Annotated in this window: 16 protein-coding genes and 1 pseudogene; 2 read left to right on the plus strand and 15 right to left on the minus strand. The window is 66.3% G+C overall.

Going from position 1 to position 15,540, the window contains the following annotated elements:
* Nucleotide 1: 1 nt before the first annotated feature.
* From DC366_RS14530 to DC366_RS14595, 14 genes and pseudogenes are all read right to left on the minus strand, one after another.
* Nucleotides 2–1,224, minus strand: a pseudogene (locus tag DC366_RS14530) (MFS transporter).
* Nucleotides 1,225–1,408: 184 nt separating this feature from the next.
* Entirely contained in the window at nucleotides 1,409–2,170 is a 762-nt protein-coding gene (locus DC366_RS14535; protein ID WP_108692954.1) for a TIGR02186 family protein, read from the minus strand.
* Nucleotides 2,167–3,084: a sulfite exporter TauE/SafE family protein gene (locus tag DC366_RS14540; RefSeq protein WP_108692955.1), complete on the minus strand. Its 918-nt coding sequence runs from the start codon at nucleotides 3,082–3,084 to the stop codon at nucleotides 2,167–2,169. The genes DC366_RS14535 and DC366_RS14540 overlap by 4 nt, the downstream gene beginning before the upstream one ends.
* A gap of 140 nt (nucleotides 3,085–3,224) precedes the next feature.
* Nucleotides 3,225–3,650, minus strand: coding sequence for a GNAT family N-acetyltransferase (locus tag DC366_RS14545; RefSeq protein WP_108692956.1), 426 nt, complete (start codon nucleotides 3,648–3,650; stop codon nucleotides 3,225–3,227).
* Nucleotides 3,637–4,230: a tRNA (adenosine(37)-N6)-threonylcarbamoyltransferase complex dimerization subunit type 1 TsaB gene (gene tsaB, locus DC366_RS14550; RefSeq protein ID WP_108692957.1), complete on the minus strand. Its 594-nt coding sequence runs from the start codon at nucleotides 4,228–4,230 to the stop codon at nucleotides 3,637–3,639. The genes DC366_RS14545 and tsaB overlap by 14 nt, the downstream gene beginning before the upstream one ends.
* Nucleotides 4,220–4,783: a NifU family protein gene (locus DC366_RS14555; RefSeq protein WP_108692958.1), complete on the minus strand. Its 564-nt coding sequence runs from the start codon at nucleotides 4,781–4,783 to the stop codon at nucleotides 4,220–4,222. Before DC366_RS14555 ends, tsaB begins: the two co-directional genes overlap by 11 nt.
* A gap of 161 nt (nucleotides 4,784–4,944) precedes the next feature.
* Nucleotides 4,945–5,400, minus strand: coding sequence for a universal stress protein (locus DC366_RS14560; RefSeq protein WP_108692959.1), 456 nt, complete (start codon nucleotides 5,398–5,400; stop codon nucleotides 4,945–4,947).
* A gap of 55 nt (nucleotides 5,401–5,455) precedes the next feature.
* Nucleotides 5,456–7,468, minus strand: a complete 2,013-nt coding sequence (locus DC366_RS14565) for a M3 family metallopeptidase (protein ID WP_108692960.1) — start codon at nucleotides 7,466–7,468, stop codon at nucleotides 5,456–5,458.
* Nucleotides 7,465–8,520 (minus strand): HesA/MoeB/ThiF family protein, encoded by a 1,056-nt coding sequence (locus DC366_RS14570; protein ID WP_108692961.1) that lies wholly within the window; start codon nucleotides 8,518–8,520, stop codon nucleotides 7,465–7,467. Before DC366_RS14570 ends, DC366_RS14565 begins: the two co-directional genes overlap by 4 nt.
* The gene (gene dut, locus DC366_RS14575; RefSeq protein WP_108692962.1) at nucleotides 8,520–8,975 is read right to left on the minus strand and encodes a dUTP diphosphatase; all 456 of its coding nucleotides are present in this window, start codon (nucleotides 8,973–8,975) and stop codon (nucleotides 8,520–8,522) included. Before dut ends, DC366_RS14570 begins: the two co-directional genes overlap by 1 nt.
* Before the next feature lie 91 nt (nucleotides 8,976–9,066).
* A complete protein-coding gene (locus tag DC366_RS14580; protein WP_108692963.1) occupies nucleotides 9,067–10,101 on the minus strand; it encodes a MaoC family dehydratase in 1,035 nt (344 codons plus the stop codon).
* Nucleotides 10,102–10,103: 2 nt separating this feature from the next.
* Entirely contained in the window at nucleotides 10,104–10,307 is a 204-nt protein-coding gene (locus DC366_RS14585; RefSeq protein ID WP_108692964.1) for a DUF1737 domain-containing protein, read from the minus strand.
* A gap of 7 nt (nucleotides 10,308–10,314) precedes the next feature.
* A complete protein-coding gene (locus DC366_RS14590; RefSeq protein ID WP_108693000.1) occupies nucleotides 10,315–10,860 on the minus strand; it encodes an NnrU family protein in 546 nt (181 codons plus the stop codon).
* A 5-nt stretch (nucleotides 10,861–10,865) separates the two neighbouring features.
* Nucleotides 10,866–11,726 (minus strand): HpcH/HpaI aldolase/citrate lyase family protein, encoded by an 861-nt coding sequence (locus DC366_RS14595; protein WP_108693001.1) that lies wholly within the window; start codon nucleotides 11,724–11,726, stop codon nucleotides 10,866–10,868.
* 263 nt (nucleotides 11,727–11,989) lie between these two features.
* Between DC366_RS14595 and mdh the strand changes: the two genes are divergently transcribed.
* Nucleotides 11,990–12,952 (plus strand): malate dehydrogenase, encoded by a 963-nt coding sequence (gene mdh / locus DC366_RS14600; RefSeq protein WP_108692965.1) that lies wholly within the window; start codon nucleotides 11,990–11,992, stop codon nucleotides 12,950–12,952.
* 62 nt (nucleotides 12,953–13,014) lie between these two features.
* Here mdh and DC366_RS14605 read toward each other — a convergent pair whose 3' ends face one another.
* Nucleotides 13,015–14,046 carry a glycosyltransferase family 2 protein gene (locus tag DC366_RS14605; protein WP_165802923.1) on the minus strand — a complete coding sequence of 344 codons (1,032 nt, stop codon included), beginning with the start codon at nucleotides 14,044–14,046 and terminating at the stop codon, nucleotides 13,015–13,017.
* 227 nt (nucleotides 14,047–14,273) lie between these two features.
* Here DC366_RS14605 and sucC point away from each other — a divergent pair, with 227 nt between their 5' ends.
* Nucleotides 14,274–15,467 carry an ADP-forming succinate--CoA ligase subunit beta gene (gene sucC, locus DC366_RS14610; protein ID WP_108692967.1) on the plus strand — a complete coding sequence of 398 codons (1,194 nt, stop codon included), beginning with the start codon at nucleotides 14,274–14,276 and terminating at the stop codon, nucleotides 15,465–15,467.
* The last annotated feature ends 73 nt before the right edge of the window (nucleotides 15,468–15,540 follow it).

Raw genomic sequence — 15,540 nt, forward strand, 5'->3', positions numbered from 1 at the left:
GTCACTCCGCGTCGCGGCTGCCCTTGGTCAGGCGGCCGATAATGAAGCTGGTCCTGGGGCTCCAGACATAGCGCGTGCGCGGCGCTTGAGCGGGGCGCACCCGCATCCGCGCAAGCCCGAAGATCACCAGCGCGACATGCCCCGCCGCGATCATCACGAACATCGCGGGCGGCCCGTATGCCTCGATCAGGGTCGAGGCCAGCAGCGGCGCGGCCATCGCGCCCAGCGCGTAAAAGAACATCAGCGCCGCCGACAGCTCGACCCGCTGGTCGGAGGTGGCGAAATCATTGGCATGGGCGGCGGCGACCGAATAGATCGGAAAGGACGTGAGGCCGAAAAAGAACGCGGTCAGCAGCACCCCTTCTGCCGACAGCGCGCCCAGCCATGCGGTGACGGCGCAGCTGATGATGGCGGCCACCGACAGCCCCACCATGACATGACGGCGGTCATACTTGTCCGCAGCCAGCCCACGGGATACTGCGCAATCGCGCCGCCCAGCACGAAAGCGGCCAGGAACCACGCGATCTGCGCCGCCTCCAGCCCCACCTGCTGGCCGTAAAGCGGGCCGACCATGCGGAAGGTCGCGCTGCTCATCGCCGCCACCACCACGGCCGCGGCCGCCAGCGGCGAGCAGACGATGGCAAGGCGCGGCCGCAGGCGCGGCGCGGCAGGGGTTTGCGGCTGCTCGGCCCGCGTCAGGGTGATCGGCAAAAGCGCGGCGCAGCAGAACAGCGCCAGGATGTTGTAGGAAACATAGGATGCCGGCTCCAGCACCGAGATCATCATCTGCGCCATCAGCGACGCGCCCATATCGGCCAGCCGGTAGATCCCCATCGCCCGCCCGCGCGTGGCGTTCGTGACCTTGGCCTGCAACCACGCCTCCAGCACCGTGTAGCAGCCCGCCACGCACAGCCCCATCGCCACGCGCATCAGCGTCCAGGCCCACGGATCCACCACCAGCATATGCGCGATCAGCGATATCGTCCCCGCGGCGGTAAACGCGGCAAAGGCGCGGCTGTGCCCGACACTGCCCATCAGGCGCGGCGCCCACCAGCATCCGATGAAGAAGCCAAAGAAATGCGCCGATCCCAGCAGACCGATCTGCGCCGTCGTAAAGCTCAGCGTCAGACCGCTCAGCGCGTCCAGCGGCCCCACCCCGCCCGAGGCAAGCTGCATCAGGATCACCGACAGGAAAAGCGCGGCGAAAGAGATGATCATACGCATCGTGCGGTTTTTCCATGCGACCGGGCCTGCACCCGCGGCGACATTGCACAGCCCGCCCGCAAAAGCCAAGCCTGCATGATTTCATCTTGGCCGAAATACTCCCGCCGGAGGCGTCCCGCGGCCCGCCACCTGCGGCAAAGCGTTTTGCCTTTGTACCCGAACCATCAGCCAAAGGCGAACCGCTTCAGCCCCGCCGCAGCAGCCCGAACATCGCCGAGGCGCCCCAGCCCGCAAAAATCGCGATGGCCAGCGACATCAGCCCGTAAATCACCGCCTGCTCGCGCGACAATTCGAACAGCCAGCGCTCCATCCCCACCTTGCGCACGTCTATGACCGTCTCGTACTGGGACACCACATTGCCGTTCCGCGTCAGGAAGATGCGCGTGGCATAGTCGCCCTCGGTCAGGTTCGATGGCAGGTCGATCGAGGTGCGGAACAGCGTCTGCTCTGACAGCTCGACGGCGCCTTCGCGCATCTGGTAGGCGCCGCTGCGCGTGCGGATGCGGATCACCGCGTCGGTAAAGGCCTGCGCGTCCTCCACGCTGCTGGGCGCGCCGACCGACCGGATCGCGCGCGGGATCGAGATCTTGTGGCGCAAATCCTCGACCTGGCTCAGCACATGGCTCCACGGCCCGCTTGTCGCCACGGCATAGAAGCTGGGCGCGCTGTCCACCTCGACCGTATCGACATTGACCCAGATGCCAAAGCGGCGCTCCTTGCGGCGCACATCCAGCGGCTGGCTGGGCCCCGCGATGGCCACGACAACGCCCAACTGGTCCAGCGGAATGGCCTCTTCGCGCTTGATCGCGCCGAACAGCAGGATCTGCGAGCCGCTGAAGGTGGTGTCGATCGAAATGCTGTTCTGGCTGAGGCCAAGGACCACTTCCTCGGCCGCCGCGGGCAGGCATGCCAGAATGAGCAGCACCGCCGCCAGCCGCCGGATCATGATGCCTCCGGCGCGCTGATGGAGTAAAGCTCGCGCGGCTCGATCAGCAGATCCAGCCCCAGCTTGAGACAAACCGCCAGCACCAGAACGGCAAGCAGGATGCGCAGCTGCTCGGCCTTCATGCGGTTGCCGATGCGGCTGCCGAATTGCGCGCCGATAACGCCCCCGACCAGCAGCAGCACCGCCAGGACGACATCCACGATATGGCTGCTGACCGCGTGCAGCATGGTGGTGAATGCGGCGACAAAGATGATCTGAAACAGCGAGGTGCCCACCACCACCTTGGTCGGCATGCCCAGCAGATAGATCATCGCGGGCACCATGATGAACCCGCCGCCCACGCCCATGATCGCGGCCAGAACGCCCACGGCGACGCCGACCAGCGCGGGGGGGATCACGCTGATGTAAAGGCCGGAGGTGCGAAACCGCATCTTCAGCGGCAGCTTCTGGATCCAGGTGTGTTTCTTGCGCTTCGTCGACACCTTGCCGCCGCGCGCGCGGCGGATTGCGCGCAGGCTCTCGAAGAACATCAGCGCGCCGATGATGCCCAGAAACACGACGTAGAACAGCGTGACCAGCAGATCCACCTGCCCCAGCGCCTTGAGATAGTTGAACAGCATCACGCCAAGGCCGGCACCGAAAAGGCCCCCGATCAACAGGACCGTCCCCATCCGCAGGTCCACCGCGCGGCGCCGGAAATGCGCAAGCACGGCGGAAAAGGACGACGCGACGATCTGGTTCGCGCCGGTCGCCACGGCCACGGGCGGCGGAATGCCGATAAAGAACAGCAGCGGCGTCATCAGGAAGCCCCCGCCGACGCCGAACATGCCCGACAGCACCCCGACAAGGCCGCCAAGACCCAGCAGCAGGAAGGCATTGACCGACACTTCGGCGATGGGAAGATAGATTTGCATGATCTGTCGTTCTGCCCCATCCGCCAGTTGTGCCGCGCTGGTCTACATTTGCACCCCGCTTGACGCAGGGCAAGACCGCGCCGGTGCCTCGCGGCACGGATCGGTGCATCGGCGCCCGAAAACGGGCCTGCCTGCCACGCTCAACCGCGCGCCAGCGGTTTTTCCATCAGCAGCGCGTCCACGCGGTCGCCGCCAGGCCGCGCGTAATACTCCGCGCGCCGCCCGGTCTCGACATAGCCCGCGTTCGCATAAAGCGCGCGGGCGCCCGTATTGTCCGCCGCGACCTCCAGAAACTGGCGCGCGGCGCCGCGAGCGGCAAGATCGGCCTCCAGCGCCGCCAGCAGCGCGGCGGCAATGCCTTGCCTGCGCTGCTGCGGATCGACGGCCAATGTCAGCAGCTCGGCCTCGTCCGCGATCAGGCGGGACAGGGCAAAACCGTTCGGCGCGCTATGCAGGCATGTCAGCGGCGAGGCCAGCAGATCGGCGAATTCATCCGCGCTCCAGCCGCGGCCCTGCCCGGCAAAGGCGCGCGCGTGCAGTCCCGCCAGCCGGTCAGCCGCGCTCATCGAGCATCACCGGGGGCGCATCGCGCGCAGGGGCCGCATCGGCGGCCCTCAGGTACAGCGGCACGGGCGCCGTCCCCGGCGCGGCGCCCGCCGCCAGCCGGGCGATGCGGCAGGCCAGTTCGCGCGGCTGCGGCAAATAGCGCAGCGGCACGCCCATCGCGGCGGCATCGGCGGCCTCCACGAGGGACTGCGTGCCGTCCGGCGCCTGAACATACATCTGATCGCGCGGCGCGGGGATGGCCGCGACATGCGGCATCTGCGCGCCCAGCGATATCGCGTCGAACCCGCTGACGCCGATCGCCGGGATCTCCAGCGCCAGCGCCAGCCCGCGCGCCGCAGACACCCCGATCCGGATGCCGGTGAAATTGCCCGGCCCCACGCCCACGCCGATCCGTCCCAGATCGCGCCAGGTGATCCCCGCCTCCGCCAGCACCTCCTGCAGGAGCGGCATCAGGCGCTCGGCCTGCCCGCGCGTCATCTGCTCGCTGCGCATCGCCACAACGCGGGGGCCGCATAGCAAAGCGGCCGCGCAATGCGCGGCCGATGTATCGAATCCCAGGATATACGCGTCAGACACCAATCGGGCGCACCTCGGTCACTTCGGGGATGTAGTGACGCAGCAGGTTCTCGATCCCCATCTTCAAGGTGATGGTCGAGGACGGGCAACCGGCGCAGGCGCCCTGCATGTGCAGATAGACGATGCCGCGATCAAACCCGTGAAAGGTGATGTCGCCGCCATCCTGCGCTACGGCGGGGCGCACGCGGGTGTCCAGCAATTCCTTGATCTGGTTGACGATCTCGCCATCCTCGCCGGTATGCTCGGAATGGCCGGACTGGGCGGTGCCGCCTTCCTTCATCACCGGAAGGCCGGACTGGAAATGCTCCATGATCGCGCCGAGGATCGCAGGCTTGATATGGTCCCACTCGGCCGCGTCGGATTTGGTCACGGTGACGAAATCATTGCCGAAAAAGACGCCGTTCACACCGTCCACCGCAAAGATGCGCGTTGCCAGCGGCGAGGCGTCCGCGTTCTCCGGCGATGGGAAATCAGCGGTTCCCGCTGGCAGGACGGTCTGGCCAGGCAGGAATTTCAGCGTCGCCGGATTTGGCGTGGATTCGGTCTGAATGAACATGGGACACCCCCTGGATTGCGTATACCAGCATATGCGCCCCGTCGCCGACAGAGTCAAGGTTTGGAACGATTCTAAACTGCGCCTGCGGCTTCTTCTTGCGTCAAATATCCCCGCCGGAGGCTGAAAATTCGCAGAATTTTCACGGCTTACCTTTTACATGATCAAGTAATCATCTCCAGCCGGTCCTTGCTCAGATCGCCGGGCACGATGGTGATGGGGATGGGCAGGCTGCCGGCGCAGCGGCTCATCTGGCTGACCAGCGGGCCGGGTCCGCCGCGATCCGCCGATGCGCCCAGAACCAGAACGCCCACCTGCGGATCCTCGGCGATCTGGGCGATGATCTCGGCCACCGGCTCGCCCTCGCGGATGACCAGCTCGGGGTTGACGCCCTGCTTGTCGCGCATCCACTTGGCGAACACCTCGAAATGCGCCTCGATCCGCTCGCGCTGCTCTTCGCGCATGATGTCGCCGACGCCGATCCAGTGATTGAATTCCTCGGGCGGGATGATCGACAGCACCGTTACGCCGCCGCCCGTGCGCGACGCGCGCATCGCGGCAAAACGCATGGCGTTCAGGCATTCGCGGCTGTCGTCCAGTACCACCATGAACTTGCGCATCACACTCTCCCCATGGACCGCCCGACCATCGCATCACGCAGGCCCCGGCGCAAGATCACGCCGTCAGCCCGCGGCCCTTCAGCAGCGCCTCGACCCCCGGCATCTGCCCGCGAAACGCCAGATAAAGCGCTTCTGCATCGGCAGATCCGCCGCGTGACAGGATATGCTGCTCCAGCGCGCGGGCGCGCTCTGGATCGAACGGGCCGCCCGCCTCCTCGAAAGAGGCGAAGGCGTCGGCATCCATGACCTCGGACCACATGTAACTGTAATAGCCCGAGCTGTATCCGTCCCCCGCAAAGACATGCGCGAATTGCGGCGTGGCGTGGCGCATCGTGATCGCCTCCGGCATGCCGATTTCGTCCAGCACCGCGGCCTGCCGCGCCATCGGATCCGCGGGCGGCGCGCCTTCGTGAAAGCTCAGGTCGACCAGCGCGGAGGCGACATATTCGACGGTCTGAAACCCCATGTCGAAACTCGCCGCATCCAACACCTTCTGCAGCAGCGCCTGCGGCATCGGCGCGCCGGTTTCGGAATGGGTGGCAAATTCGGCCAGCACTTCGGGCACTTCCAGCCAATGCTCGTACAGTTGGCTGGGCAGCTCCACGAAATCGCGCGCAACAGAGGTGCCGCTGACCGACTCGTAGGTCACATCGGACAGCATCTGGTGCAGCGCATGGCCAAACTCGTGGAACAGCGTGCGCGCGTCGTCATAGCTCAGCAGCGCGGGATCGCCCTTGGCAAAGTTGCAGACGTTGATGACCACCGGCCCCTGTTTTTCGGGGAATTTCGCCTGACCGCGCATCGCGCTGCACCACGCGCCCGAACGTTTGGAGCCGCGTGCGAAGTAATCGCCGATGAACACTGCCACATGCGCGCCATCGCGCGTCACCTCCCATGCGCGGCAATCGGGATGGTAAAGCGGCACCTGCACGGGCTTGAATTCCAGCCCGAACAGGCGGTTCGCGCAGGCGAACGCGGCCTCGATCATTCGGTCCAGTTGCAGATAGGGCTTCAGCTCAGCCTCATCCAGATCATGCTCGGCCTGCCTGCGTTTTTCCGCGTAATAGCGCCAGTCCCATGGCGCCAGGTCGCCGTTGACGCCGTCCTTGTGCATCATCGCGGTCAGCACCTCGGCGTCGCGGTCGGCTTGGCGCTTGGCGGGCGCCCAGACCTGCATCAGCAGATCGCGCACGGCGCCGGGGGTTTTGGCCATCTCCGTTTCCAGCTTGAAATCGGCAAAGCTGTCATAGCCCAAGAGTTTCGCGCGCTCGGCCCGCAGCGCCAGCGTTTCGGCGGCAATCTCGCGGTTGTCTGTCTCGCCGCCATTCGCACCGCGCGACACCCATGCGGCAAACGCCCGCTCGCGCAGATCGCGGCGCGGCGAGAATTGCAGGAACGGCACGATCAGCGACCGCGACAGGGTGATGACCGGGCGCTCCAGCCCCTTTTCCCGGCCGGCCTCCCGCGCACCGCGGATCACGAAATCCGGCAGGCCTTCCAGATCCGCCTCGGCCAGTTCCAGGTGCCAGCCCGCCTCGTCGGCCAGCAGGTTCTGGGTGAAGGCCGTGCCAAGCTCGGCCAGCCGCGCCATGATCGCGCCCAGCCGCGCCTCTGCCTCGCCGCCGAGCGCGGCGCCATGCCGTTTGAAGCTGCGATGCGTCAGCATAAGCACGCGCGCCTGCTCGGCCGTCAGCTCCAGCTCCTCGCGCCGGTCCCACAGCGTCTCGATCCTTGCAAACAGCGCCTTTTGTGCAAACAGCCACGAGGAATAGGCCGCCAGCCTGGGCGCGAAATCGCGCTGCAATGCCTGCCGCTCCGGGTTGCTGTCGGCGCCCGCGACGGTGAAGAACACGCTCAATACGCGATCCAGCGTCTTGCCCGACGCCTCCAGCGCCTCGATCGTGTTCGGGAACGTCGGCGCCTCGGGATCTTCGGCAATCGCCAGCACCTCGGCGCGCGCCAGTGTCAGCGCGGTTTCCAGCGCGGGGGCGAAATCGGCATCCTCGATGCGATCGAACGGGGCGATGGCAAAGGGCGTGTTCCATTCGCCCAGCAGCGGATTTGTCATGTGGCCTCCTTGGTGCCGCAAACGGGGCAATCCGCGCGGCGTTTGATTTGAATGCGGCGCGCGTCCGAATAAAGCGCGTCATAGATCAAAAGCGTGCCGCGCAGCACCTCGCCCGCCCCCGTGATCAGCTTGATCGCCTCGCCCGCCATCATCGCGCCGATGACGCCGGGCAGCGGCCCCATCACTCCCGCCTCGGCGCAGGAGGGCGCCAGACCCTCGGCCGGGATGTCGGGGAAAATGCAGGCATAGCAGGGCGCGCCGCGCGCGGGGTCGAACACGCTCAGCTGCCCCTCCCACTGGGTCAGCGCGCCGGAAATCAGCGGCTTTCCGGTGGCGACGGCGGCACGGTTCACCAGATGGCGGGTGGCGAAATTGTCGGTCCCGTCGAGGATCATGTCATATTCGCCAAAGAGCTCCTCGGCGATGTCGTCCGTCAGGCGGCGGTGATAGGGGCGCATCTGGACATGCGGGTTGAGCGCGCGGATCGCGGCGGCGGCGGAATGGACCTTGGGCAGGCCGATATCCTCATCGCGGTGGATCACCTGCCGCTGAAGGTTGCTCAGATCCACCTCGTCGTGGTCGATCACGCCGATCACGCCAACCCCCGCCGCGCCGAGATAATGCATCACCGGCGCGCCCAGACCGCCTGCGCCGATCACCAGAACGCGCGCTGATTTCAGGGCCTTCTGGCCCTGCCCGCCCACCTCGCGCAGCATGATGTGGCGGGCATAGCGTTCCAGCTCGGCCTCCGAAAAGGGGGCGGCGGGCTCAGGTGGCGCGGCCGGCGCCTGCACCGCCGCCGCGCGGGCGCGCAACCGGCGCAGCGCCGCGCCATAGACCATCACCAGCGCGACACCCCCGCCCAGCAAAAGCCAGGGCGCGGCGCTTCCCCCGGTCGCGGCGCGCAGGGGCGTGCCCGCAGGCAGGACCAGATGCAGCAGCACGATCCCGGCCCACAGGATCGCGATCATCGCCCAGCGCAGCCGCCGCGGCGTGCCCAAGAGCGCCCCCAGCCCCCACAGCGCAGCGGCAAGCAGCAAAACCAGCAGCATCAGTTCGCCCCGGTGGAGCCAAAGCCACCCGCGCCGCGCGCCGTGTCTTCCAGCGTTTCGGCCAAGGCAAAGCGCGCCACCTGCACGGGCGCGACCACCATCTGCGCAATCCGCGCGCCATGCGCCACCTCAAAGGGCGCATCGCCCAGATTGATCAGGATCACCCCCAGCGGGCCGCGATAGTCGCTGTCGATCGTGCCCGGCGCATTGGCCAGCGTCACACCATGGCGCAGCGCCAGCCCCGAGCGCGGCCGCAACTGCACCTCATAGCCGTCGGGGATTGCCAGCCGCAGCCCGGTCGGCACCAGCGCCCGCGCGCCGGGCGCCAGCGTGATGCTCGCGCCGCCGGGAAAATTCGCCCGAAGGTCGGCCCCCGCCGCGCCGCTGCTGGCATAGACAGGCAAGCCAAGCGCGCGGTCCGCCCCGTCGTCCCAGCACAGCGTCACGGTCACCATCTGGCTGCCCCTTCATCTTGGCGAAAATACTCGAATTCCGCGGCAAGCCACGCGCGCCGCGGACCATACCATAGCGCCGCGGCGCGCAATGTCACATCGGCACCAGCGCCCAGTAATCCAGATCCAGCAGGACATCCGGCAGGTACTTGCCATCCTCGCCCTTCAGCGCGCCGGCCGCGCCGCCCTTGGTCGCAACCAGCCGCAGGCGCAGTGCGCCGACGCCCGGCGCGGACGTCTCGGCGCGGTCCAGCACCTCGCTCCACGCGCGCACCGTGTCGCCCGCGTGGCACGGATTGGCATGCGCGCCGCCGTTGAGGCCCGCGATGATCTGCGCATTCGCCAGCCCGTTGAAGCTGAGCGCGCGCGCCATCGAGATGACGTGCCCGCCATAGATCAGCCGCCCGCCCTCGCGTGCGTCGCGATCGAAATGCACCTTGGCGGTGTTCTGCCACAGGCGCGTGGCCAGCATATGCTCGGCCTCCTCGATGGTGACGCCGTCAACATGGTCGATCACCTCGCCCACCGCGTAATCGCCCCAGCGATGCGGCTCGCCCGCCAGCGTGAAATCGTAATCGGTGAAATCCAGCCCCTTGGGTATCACCAGTTGATCGGCGCTCAGCGCGGCGGCCAGATCGGGCGCGACCGTTTCGGGCGCCGGGGCATCCGCATCGCGCTTTTTCACCATCACCCAGCGGACATATTCCAGCACGATCTCGCTATGCTGGTTGAATCCCTTGGTGCGCACCCAGACGACACCGGACTTGCCGCTGGAGTTCTGCTTGAGCCCGATCACCTCGGAGACCGAGCGCAGCGTGTCGCCCGCCCAGACCGGCCGCAGCCACCGGCCCTCGGCATAGCCCAGATTGGCCAGCGCGTTCAGCGAGATGTCCGGCACCGTCTTGCCAAAGATCACGTGGAATGCGGCCAGATCATCCAGCGGCGCCCCCGGCAAGCCGCAGCCGCGCGCAAACTCGTCCGAGGAATAAAGCGCGTGGCGCGCCGGGTAGAGCGCGTGATAAAGCGCCCGCTCGCCGCCCGACACGGTGCGCGGCACGGCGTGGTCGATCCTCTGGCCGAGGGTGTAATCCTCGAAAAAGCGGCCGGGATTTGTCTTGGTCTTGGTCATGGTCAGTGCTCGCCCAGTTTGGTGTCGGCCGTGTACACGCCCGGCGCGTCCTTGGTCACGGCCTGCCCGCAGCGCATCACGCCGTTGGCCGCGTCATAGGCCTGCGTCGGACTGCCGTAGAGCTCCCAGCCCTTGTTCAGCGCCTCGGTCACCTTGTGGCAGAAGGCCGACGTGTCATCGGCGGAAAGAAAGCGGTAAAGTTTCATGTCATCCTCATCCGAACACGGGATAGCCAAGCGCATAATGCACCGCCGCGATCACGGCATAAAGCACGACGCTGGCCAGCACGGCAATCACCTCCTTGCGGCGCGGGGCGGGGGGCGGCGGGGTCCAGTTCGGCTCGGCCCGGTTGATGACGATCACCTCGGCCACGGCCCATGCCAGAAGGCCGCCGAAGAGGATGAAGGACGCCGTATCGCCGTTGACCAGCAGATGCGCCAGCGCCCAGGCCTTGACCCCGGCCAGCATCGGATGGCGCATCTTGCGCGCCAGCGCCGTCTTCATCCCGGCGGCGGCAAAAAGGTAGATCGACAGCAGCATCAGCAGGTTGTTGATGCCCACCGTCGCCGGATGGCGTCCCCAGAAGACCGCCCCGTCCGACATCCGGTAGCCGATCACCATCAGGATCACGCCGCCCAGCAGCACCAGCGTGATCGGCCCCCGCGCCTTTGCGCCCATGCCTGCACGCGCATCCGGCGCCACGCGTTTGAAAAAATGTCCGGCGCACCACAGCGCAAGTCCCAGTATCAGAATGGCAATGCCCATCATGCGTCCTCCATTTCGGCCAATAGTTGCGCCTTGGCCAGTATACGGCGCGCGGCGACGACGTGCAGGTTTTCCACGATCGTGCCGTCGACGACGGCCACGCCCTCGCCCGAGGCCTGGCTGGCCTCATGCGCGGCGATCTGCCGCCGCGCCAGATCGATCTCGGACGCGGTCGGCGCAAAGGCGCGGTTGGCGCCCTCGATCTGCGCGGGATGGATCAGCGTCTTGCCGTCAAAGCCCAGATCGCGGCCCTGCTCGCATTCCGCCGCCAGACCGTCGCCGTCGCGAAACCGGTTGTAGACGCCGTCGATGGCCACGATGCGCGCCGCGCGGGCGGCCATGACGATGGTCTGCAGCGCCATCATCAGCGGCAGGCGGTCCGTGCGCGTGCGGCTGCCCAGATCCTTGGTCAGATCGTTGGTGCCGGTCACAAGCCCCTGCACATGCGCATGGGCGGCGATGTCACGCGCGTTGAACACGCTGACGGGCGTCTCCATCATCACCCAGACCGGCATTTTCGCGTCCAGCAGGTCAACCAAGTTGTCCACGTCCGAGCGGGTGTTGACCTTGGGCAGCAGGATCGCATCGGCGCCCGCATCCTTCAGCGCGCGCACGTCCTCAAGCCCCCATTCGGAGGTCAGCGCGTTGATGCGAACGATCCTTGCGCGGCGCCCGTAGCCGCCCGCGCCCAGCGCCTGCACCAGCGTGCTGCGCGCGGCGGCCTTGGCATCGGGGGCGACCGCATCCTCCAGATCGAAGATGATCGCATCGCAAGGCAGATCGCGCGCCTTTTCCAGCGCGCGCTCCTTGGATGCGGGAATATAGAGGACGGACCGGAAGGGGCGTGTGGCAGAGTCCATGACTTTCTCCTGCTCGGACCGGTGCATCCCGGCCGGGCCGCCTGTGGCGGAACCCGGATCGAATGGGCATGGCACCGAATTGAGGGTGGCAATATTGTTGCGCAGGGATGCCATTTTAGGCCGCATTTGTTCAAGACCTTTCTCGCCGCAGCGCAGAATATCCGCCGCCCGGTCCCTTCCGCCGCAGCGCAGAACCCTTGCGCGCGCGGCCAAATAGGACTACGCCCACGGCGGAAATTCTGCCAACCCGGAGGTAACAACCCATGGCCAGACCCAAGATAGCATTGATCGGCGCGGGACAGATCGGCGGCACGCTTGCCCATCTCGCCGCCATCAAGGAACTGGGCGATATCGTCCTGTTCGACATTTCCGAAGGCACGCCCGAGGGCAAGGCGCTGGACATCGCCGAATCCGGCCCCGCCGAAGGCTTTGACGCCACTCTGAAGGGCACGCAATCCTATGCCGACATCGCGGGCGCAGACGTGTGCATCGTCACCGCCGGTGTGCCGCGCAAGCCGGGGATGAGCCGCGACGACCTGCTGGGCATCAACCTGAAGGTCATGAAATCGGTTGGCGAAGGCATCGCCAAACACGCGCCCGAGGCCTTCGTGATCTGCATCACCAACCCGCTGGATGCGATGGTCTGGGCCCTGCGCGAGTTCTCCGGCCTGCCGCATGAAAAGGTCTGCGGCATGGCGGGCGTTCTGGATTCGGCGCGTTTCCGCCATTTCCTCAGCCTGGAATTCGGCGTGTCGATGCGCGATGTGTCGGCCTTCGTGCTGGGCGGGCACGGCGACACGATGGTGCCGCTGGTGCGGTATTCCACCGTGGCCGGCATCCCCCTGCCCGACCTGATCGACATGGGCTGGACCACGCAGGAGAAGATGGACGCCATCGTGCAGCGCACCCGCGACGGCGGCGCCGAGATCGTCGGCCTGCTGAAGACCGGCAGCGCGTTCTATGCGCCCGCAACCTCCGCCATCGAAATGGCCGAGGCGTATCTGAAGGACCAGAAGCGCGTGCTGCCCTGCGCGGCGCATGTCGACGGCGCTTACGGGCTGAACGGGTTCTACGTGGGCGTTCCCACGGTGATCGGCGCGGGCGGCATCGAGAGGGTCATCGAGATCAAGATGTCGAAGGACGAACAGGCGATGTTCGACAAATCGGTCAGCGCCGTCAAAGGTCTGGTCGAGGCGTGCAAGGGTATCGACGGCTCGCTGGCGTAACCCGGCATTTCAGCGACAAAGGAAGGCCCCGGCACCCCTGCCCGGGGCCTTTTTCGTTCAGGTCACGGCAGCCCCGCAGTCCGCTCCGGCAAGCGTCTGCGCAGCTCCGCGTCAAACGCCTCGACGCTGAAATCGGGCACCTGGCCCAGCACGCGGGACAGCACCGGCGCCGGATCGAATGGCACCTCATAGAGCAGGCCGAAAGCGCGCAGACGCGCCTGCGCCGCGGGGCCAATCTCCTTCAATTCGGCGTGAAGCGCCTCGCGCCCTCCGGGGATCGCTCCTGCTTTGGCGGCCCGGTCGATCTGCGCCTGCCTTTGCGCCGCGATGTTGAAATCGGCAGGGTCATATTCGGTATAGCGCCGCAGCTTGGCCCACCATTGCAGCGGCGTCAGCCCGTCGAAATGCAGCAAGCGCGCCGCAGTGCTGCGAAACCGCTCGGCGCGCTGGCGGCCCTCGCCGCGAAACGCCCAGTGGATGCCCAGCCGGAAATCGGCGCCGCGCGGCACCGCGCATTTGCCCGCCGAATGGCCAAGCACGCCGAAATCGAGGCAATCGGCCTGATCGCCGTAAATCACGCGCTGGGTATCAATCCCGTCGCCGCGCCGGATCAGCGCGCGGGTGCAGGTCCGGAACACTCCGTCCCAGATCGTCGTCTGCGGGCCGGGCAGATACATCCGCTCGGCAACCGGGAAATAAAGCTCGCAATCCAGCGCGCGCACGGCGGCCATCTCCTCGCCCAAGGGGCGGTCCTGCACCAAAAATTCGTCAGCATCCAGATGCACCAGCCAATCCACCTTGCACCGGCCAAGCGCGTGGTTGGCATTGAGCCCCTGCCGCCTGCGATGGGTGGGCGGTCGCCGCCCCGAGGGCGCCACCTGCCGCCAATGCGCCCCGTCGCAGCGGGTGACATGCACCCGCTCCAGCCCGTCCAGCAGCGGCGCGGCAGGATCCTGCGGATCGTCCAGATAGACATGCACCTCGGACGCGCCGGTGCCGAGATGCCAGCCGACATTGGCCAAAAGCAGCTGCGTCGGCTCATGCGCCGTCATCGCGATTCCCCAGCTGGCCGGGGGCGGTATGTCGATGGTCATGGGCATCTCCGCCACTCTTGCCGACAGGGGTCCGCGCAGCCTAACCGCGCCTTGATTCCCTGCAACGGGAAAAGCGCCGCGATTTTTGTGATCACACGGTTGGATGCTGTGATCACAAACCGATCAAATTTGCATCTTATCCGTGTTTAACGGCACAAAACCGTTTAACCCTCGTCAAGGCTTCTATGTATAACAGGACCGAACACAGGAAAACGGGACAGTTTCACATGAACATCCATGAGTATCAGGCCAAGGCGCTGCTGCGCTCCTACGGGGCGCCCGTGTCGGATGGCCGCGTCGTTCTGCGCGCCGAAGAGGCCAAGACAGCCGCGAGCGAAATGGACGGCCCCCTCTGGGTGGTCAAGGCGCAGATCCACGCCGGCGGGCGCGGCAAGGGCAGCTTCAAGGAAGAGGGCGCAGGCGAGGCCGGCGGCGTGCGTCTGGCCAAATCGGTCGAAGAGGCGGCGAGCGAGGCCAAGCGCATGCTGGGCCGCACCCTGGTGACCAAGCAGACCGGCGCGGTCGGCAAGCAGGTCAACCGCATCTACATCGAGGATGGCAGCGGCATCGAGACCGAGATGTATCTGGCCCTTCTGGTCGACCGCCAGACATCGCGCGTCAGCTTTGTCGCCTCGACCGAAGGCGGCATGGACATCGAGGAAGTGGCTGACAAGACGCCGGAAAAGATCCTCAGCTTCTCGGTCGATCCCGCGACCGGCTATCAGCCGTTCCACGGGCGCCGCATCGCGTTCAACCTTGGGCTGGAGGGCGCACAGGTCAAGCAATGCGTCGCGCTGATGGGGACGCTTTACCGCATGTTCATCGAAAAGGACATGGAGATGCTGGAGATTAACCCGCTGATCGTGACCGACAAGGGCGATTTGAAATGCCTTGATGCCAAGATGAGCTTTGACGGCAACGCCATGTATCGCCACCGCGACATCGCCGAGCTGCGCGACGTGACCGAGGAGGACGCCAAGGAACTGGAGGCGTCCAAATACGACCTCAACTACATCGCGCTGGACGGCGAAATCGGCTGCATGGTCAACGGCGCCGGTTTGGCCATGGCGACGATGGACATCATCAAGCTTTACGGCGCCGAGCCTGCCAACTTCCTCGACGTGGGCGGCGGCGCGACCAAGGAAAAGGTGACCGAGGCGTTCAAGATCATCACCTCGGACCCGCAGGTGAAGGGCATTCTGGTCAACATCTTCGGCGGCATCATGCGCTGCGATGTCATCGCCGATGGGGTGGTCGCCGCTGTCAAGGAGGTCGGGCTGAAGGTGCCGCTGGTCGTGCGTCTTGAGGGGACCAATGTCGAGAAGGGCAAGGAGATCATCAACAATTCCGGGCTGGACGTGATTGCTGCGGACGACCTGAAGGACGGCGCGCAGAAGATCGTGAAGGCCGTCAAAGGTTGAATCCATGGCGGGCCGCGGTCCGCATGCCCAAGGATACATGGCGGGCCGATGCCTGCCCCGAAGAAGGAGCCAC

It is taken from the genome of Pelagivirga sediminicola (assembly GCF_003072125.1).
Classification (GTDB): Bacteria; Pseudomonadota; Alphaproteobacteria; order Rhodobacterales; family Rhodobacteraceae; genus Roseovarius; species Roseovarius sediminicola.

Excerpts from the sequence above, each read along its gene's own strand:
- DC366_RS14545 (WP_108692956.1), bottom strand. The coding sequence starts at position 3,650 with ATGAGCGCGGCTGACCGGCTGGCGGGACTGCACGCGCGCGCCTTTGCC.
- DC366_RS14595 (WP_108693001.1), bottom strand. The coding sequence starts at position 11,726 with ATGGACTCTGCCACACGCCCCTTCCGGTCCGTCCTCTATATTCCCGCA.
- DC366_RS14605 (WP_165802923.1), bottom strand. The coding sequence starts at position 14,046 with ATGACCATCGACATACCGCCCCCGGCCAGCTGGGGAATCGCGATGACG.
- mdh (WP_108692965.1), top strand. The coding sequence starts at position 11,990 with ATGGCCAGACCCAAGATAGCATTGATCGGCGCGGGACAGATCGGCGGC.
- DC366_RS14540 (WP_108692955.1), bottom strand. The coding sequence starts at position 3,084 with ATGCAAATCTATCTTCCCATCGCCGAAGTGTCGGTCAATGCCTTCCTG.
- dut (WP_108692962.1), bottom strand. The coding sequence starts at position 8,975 with ATGGTGACCGTGACGCTGTGCTGGGACGACGGGGCGGACCGCGCGCTT.
- DC366_RS14560 (WP_108692959.1), bottom strand. The coding sequence starts at position 5,400 with ATGCGCAAGTTCATGGTGGTACTGGACGACAGCCGCGAATGCCTGAAC.
- DC366_RS14535 (WP_108692954.1), bottom strand. The coding sequence starts at position 2,170 with ATGATCCGGCGGCTGGCGGCGGTGCTGCTCATTCTGGCATGCCTGCCC.
- sucC (WP_108692967.1), top strand. The coding sequence starts at position 14,274 with ATGAACATCCATGAGTATCAGGCCAAGGCGCTGCTGCGCTCCTACGGG.
- DC366_RS14570 (WP_108692961.1), bottom strand. The coding sequence starts at position 8,520 with ATGCTGCTGGTTTTGCTGCTTGCCGCTGCGCTGTGGGGGCTGGGGGCG.
- DC366_RS14565 (WP_108692960.1), bottom strand. The coding sequence starts at position 7,468 with ATGACAAATCCGCTGCTGGGCGAATGGAACACGCCCTTTGCCATCGCC.
- DC366_RS14580 (WP_108692963.1), bottom strand. The coding sequence starts at position 10,101 with ATGACCAAGACCAAGACAAATCCCGGCCGCTTTTTCGAGGATTACACC.
- DC366_RS14585 (WP_108692964.1), bottom strand. The coding sequence starts at position 10,307 with ATGAAACTTTACCGCTTTCTTTCCGCCGATGACACGTCGGCCTTCTGC.
- DC366_RS14555 (WP_108692958.1), bottom strand. The coding sequence starts at position 4,783 with ATGTTCATTCAGACCGAATCCACGCCAAATCCGGCGACGCTGAAATTC.